4 protein-coding genes are annotated in these 4751 nt (G+C 61.6%); 2 read left to right on the top strand and 2 right to left on the bottom strand.

Translation table 11 applies throughout. The features are described 5' to 3' along the window. Nucleotides 1-213: 213 nt before the first annotated feature. A complete protein-coding gene (locus tag BMX94_RS10415) occupies nucleotides 214-1281 on the bottom strand; it encodes a hypothetical protein (RefSeq protein WP_143052320.1) in 1068 nt (355 codons plus the stop codon). Nucleotides 1282-1728: 447 nt separating this feature from the next. On the opposite strand from BMX94_RS10415, the gene BMX94_RS10410 reads away from it, so the two are divergent. Together BMX94_RS10410 and BMX94_RS10570 are read left to right on the top strand one after the other, a co-directional pair. Then, nucleotides 1729-2874 carry a hypothetical protein gene (locus BMX94_RS10410; RefSeq protein ID WP_143052319.1) on the top strand — a complete coding sequence of 382 codons (1146 nt, stop codon included), beginning with the start codon at nucleotides 1729-1731 and terminating at the stop codon, nucleotides 2872-2874. Between the two features lie 152 nt (nucleotides 2875-3026). Then, on the top strand, nucleotides 3027-3266 hold the full coding sequence (locus tag BMX94_RS10570) for a hypothetical protein (protein ID WP_143052318.1): 240 nt from the start codon (nucleotides 3027-3029) through the stop codon (nucleotides 3264-3266). Nucleotides 3267-3410: 144 nt separating this feature from the next. Here BMX94_RS10570 and BMX94_RS10400 read toward each other — a convergent pair whose 3' ends face one another. Next, entirely contained in the window at nucleotides 3411-4676 is a 1266-nt protein-coding gene (locus BMX94_RS10400) for an ATP-binding protein (RefSeq protein WP_091006349.1), read from the bottom strand. Between the last annotated feature and the right edge of the window lie 75 nt (nucleotides 4677-4751).

Genomic DNA, 4751 nt, shown 5'->3' with positions numbered 1-4751 from the left:
CCCCCCCCCTATATTATCAATAGGTTTATTGTGCCATATCCACTGCGTGCCAAAATGGGACAAAATTTTTTCTGCGCGAGAGAAAGGCCCCTCCCCGGTCGACCGGGGAGGGGCCTCGAAGTGAAGTTCTGGAAGTTGGGTCCCGCGCGCCGGCACCCTACCTGGTCGCGCTAGTCGGTCTCGCGCTCCAAGTAGGCGCGGATGTCCCTCGCGCTACCCTTCCTTGCAAGCGTCTTGAGCATCGCCATCCCGCACCACCACCCTCGTCAAGTTGATCCGCCTGCGCACGACGGGGAGCGCCCGGTCGATCGTCTTGGCAATCGGAACGAGGTTGCCCATCACGTCGTCGCGCACCTCCGCCACCTCCGGCACGCACTCCATGGCGCGCGCGAGCGCGTCCGTCGCCTGGTTGGCGTTGGTCCTCTCCCGCACCATCTCCACAATCATCCTGTGTGCCGAGAGCACGTCGATGGGACGCCATTCCGGGTAGAGCGGCGTGCAGGTGAGGAGCACCCACTTGCTCCTTGACAGCACCGTGAAGCTCCTGCAGTCGTCTAGCTCGCTGACCTCGTCTCGCGAGAGGCGGATCTGGATTGTGCGCTTCGACCCTTGAAGATCAGTGACCTGATCCACCCCTCCAGGCTCATTCCGCTCTCGCTTGCGCGCCTTCTGGCGATCTCGAGCGCCTCCTCGCTCACCGCGAACGAGACCTGTCTCTTCCTCTCCTGCTTCACCGAGACCCGCCTCCACCTCGTCGAGCGCGCGCCTCAGGAGCCGCGCGCTGTACCTCGCTCCCTCCGCGTACTCGCAGCAGTCGCTCACGTAAGTCCAGAACTCGCCCTCGTCGAGCGGCTCGCGGGCGGCGACGAGTGCCGCGGTGTTTGCGAGCCGCGCGCACTCGTTGAGCGTGATGCCGAGCCGCCCGAGCTCGGTCGCGGCTGCGTCGAGGTTCGCGCAGACGACGTCCGTCCCGAAGTAGGTCTCCGTCCTCGTGGCGTGTCTTGCGACGTACTCGGTGACACTCACGCCTTCGGCGCGCGCCTCGGCGAGGAGCGCCGCGCGGCCGCGAGCGCCGAGGACGAGCCTCACGTACTGCGTCCTCCGTGACCACACGTCGGTCCCTCGTCGCACGGCCTTCCGGCGCGTCGCCCCATCGCGGGCGGCACCCTCGCTTGCGGGGACGCATGGGATTCCGCGCACAAGATGCTCCATGTACTCGCCCCTGCTGAGACCGTAGTACGCGCACGCGAGGTCGACGAAGCCGATCTCCCACTCGCTCAAGCGCACTCTCATGCGCGGCATCAGAGCCTCCCTTCGCGTCGACAAAACCCGGTCAAAGGACGGAGCCCTTGCAAGAGAGCGCGCCCTCTGCGCGTGCATGGAAGGTGCAAAAGTGTGACATTTCACGCTGTTGCAGCTTTCATGCGTCTCTTGCGTGGCCCTCAGCCCATTACGGCGCGATTGTCGCCTTGGCGCGGCTGCACCCCACATCTGGGACCAAAGCGTCTCGAGGATGGTCCCGTATCGCAATGCGTGAGGTGCCCATACGCACCCACGTGCCGCAAAACCCCTACCGCTTGCTAGGCTCATTTCAAATGTATGCGCGACACGCGAGACAATTCATGAAGGTGTTCTGAAAATGAGTCTTTGGTTCCGAGACTCTCTGGGCTGGATGAGCGGAGGTTAACCATGCGACGGAATATTTGGACCAGATTGGCATGCATGGCCATGGCGGTCATTGCAACCTTTGCGTTCGTATGTCCCGCGCTCGCTGCGGAAACAGATGGCAACAAGGTTCTGCTTACAAGGGAGCTGGCACTTGAGATTGCCCAAAACTTCGCGGACTCATTAGATGATTCCGGGTCAATCGAGGCGTCTGACGCAACGCAGTTGTACGATGAAAGCGGACGGGCAATTGGATGCATCATCGACTATGTCTCAACGGAAGATGGCAGCCCTCATGGTTACATCGTCCTGGACAATACCGATGAGACTCTCGTCGAGGAATACTCGCTTGATGCCGGGGCAATCAGCCCGTATGCGGCAGCAAAGAGCGCAGCTGACGTACGAGGAATCGCACGAATGCCCGGAGCATCCCCGTCGGATGGGCGTGATGACGATCTTGTAGCCGTAAGAAAGTCACCCTACGTATACGCCGTAGTTGCCTCTGGGACATCCAGAGGAATCAGCCCGACCGGAAGCATTATGCGTGTCTCGCCGATGGCATCTTCGAAGAAGTCGAGCACATGGGATGACATCTTCATCGACGACGCTTATAGCGGAAAATATCAAGTTATGAGCGAGAATCACTTCGGAGAACAGTTCTTTTCATTCAGCGAAAACGATATAGAAAATGAGACCGGACGCTATGCCTGCGCCGTCACGGCAATGACCAACGTCGCTGCCTCGTACCTCGGAATGGACTTCTATAACCAGAGCCTCTCTCAGACGTATAACACGCTGTGGACGCTAAGCAATACGGAAGTCGACCACACAGGAAAGAACTCATCCGGACGCGAAATCACATATGGATCGACCAACAACAGCAAAATTGGTCCCGCACTGACATCATTTTTGGGAACTATGCATTGCCCCGCATCCTATAAACATGAGTGGAATCCGTCATTCTCAGACTTCACGAACATCACGGACTCACAGAACGCGTCAATCGTGTCCCTTGGCATAAATACCGATAATGGCCGTGAGGGACACTCGATGGCCGTCTTTGGCTATCTGACCATAAAGAACAAGGATACCGGAAGCACCACGCAGGTTCTAATCGCCGCTGACGGGTGGGGCTACACGTCAAGGTATATAAACTTTGCCTACTCCAGGTACACCGACACGTATGGGACTCACTTCACCAGGTCTTGATGGGTATGAGAAAGCATCGAGTCACGCTGCGAGTAGCAGTCATCTGCGGGCTAATCGCCTTGGCAGTCACACTCGTGGCAGCACTCTACCTACACGACCAGGGGTCGTTGACGAGCGGAGGGGAAGCACACCTCTACTACGTACAAGGTATCGTGACAAAGGTCGAGTCGGACGCGAACGCCCTGTCTGTCGACGTGACGGCCGGCAACGATGACGGATACTTCTCGGAGAACCCTGTGCGCTTCGTCTTCAAGCGTGGGTACATGGACGTGTCCGGGCTCGTGATCGGCCAGGAGGTCATGGTCGGATACTTCAGACAGCACAGCACCGAGGGGAACAGGGGGGCATATCTCGTCCGCCCAATCGATGACGACGATGCGGATCGCACGTGAGCATAACGATAGCGAAGCGATGGACCTCTGACCCATCCCAGGCATATCGGGACCCGCATTCCGCTTTGACCGCGCCTTCCGAGGCGGCGTCATTACCAAAACCGCCCTCGATAGGACGAATTGTCCGACATCTGCGGGCAGGCCCTATACCCCTAGCGTGTCAATCGGCACGACGAGCACGCCATCGGGCATCACGTGCGCAGGCATCCCATACCCGATGACGACGCACTTAGCAGCGGGCGGCCTCTCGCCGCGCTCGACCATCTTCCTCTCGAGCCTAATGAGGCTCTCCGACGCCTCCGGCACCTGTGGGGCTCCGAGCTTCACCTCGACTGCGACCCACGAGCCCCCACGACGGTGGACGATGGCGTCGACCTCCAGGTCGTCCCCATCGTGGTAGTGCGAGAGGCGGGCGTCGTTCGCCGCGGCGTAGACCTTCAGGTCGTGCAGGGCGAGCGACTCGAAGAGCAGCCCCAGGGTCTTCGGGTCGGAGGACAGCGACTCGGGGTCGCCCCCGACGAGCGCGACCGCCAGCGACGGGTCGGCAAGATGGCGCTTCGCCCCCTGGCGAAGCTTCACCGGCGACCTGAGCGCCGGGTGCCACGCGGGAATGTCGTCAACGACGTTGATCCTCCTCAGGGCGTCCATGTACCGAGCGATCGAGTTCCTCGAGACATCCTCTCCGACGTCTCTGCCGATGGACCTGGGGCCCGCGAGCGTCGACTCGTTCCGCGCGAGCGACTCGAGCAGCGCCCTGACCTTGGAGGGGTCGCGCCTGACGCCATCGGTCCTCGAAACGTCCGACTCGCACACCCCGTCGACGTAGGCGGCAGCTATCCGCATCGCCTCGTCGGTCGTCCTGCCGACGGCCTGTGGCCACCCTCCCCGGCACAGCAGGTCAGCGACGCCGAGAACGCCGTCAATAGAGCCAGTGGCCGTCGCGATTGGCTCCCCGGAGAGCAGCGCGCCGAGCGATACGGCGCCAGACGAGACGCCAAGCTCGGACAGGGTCATCGTGTCCATGCGCAGCCTCGAGATGCGCCCGACGCCGCTGTGCATCGGCTGCTCGGCGTCGCGCGGGGTCGCGGAGCCGGTTAGGATGAACTGCCCCGGCTCGCCGCTGCGCCGATCGCACTCGAAGCGCACCGCGTCCCATATCCGCGGGGCCTCCTGCCACTCGTCTATGAGCCTCGGCGTCGGGCCCACTATCGCCCTGGCCGGGTCGAGCCTCGCGAGCTCGCGCGCCGCGAACCCTCCGGATGGGTCGGAGAGAGACAGGGACGAGGAGGCGAAGCGCTGGGCGGTCGTGGTCTTCCCGCACCACTTCGGGCCCTGGATGAGCACCGCCCCGAAGATTCCGAGGTCCCTCTCGACCACCCGGTCGATGCACCTGCCCATGTACTCGCCCATCTCAACGCCTTTCAGAGTGATATAGCTCAATACAGTTTAACAGTGCGTGGGTCGTTTTGACGGTAATCTGTGGGT

The organism is Olsenella sp. KH3B4 (assembly GCA_900111695.1).
Taxonomy (GTDB): domain Bacteria; phylum Actinomycetota; class Coriobacteriia; order Coriobacteriales; family Atopobiaceae; genus Tractidigestivibacter.
Note: the sequence above shows the minus strand (reverse complement) of the source record. Positions and strands in the feature narration are given on the sequence as shown.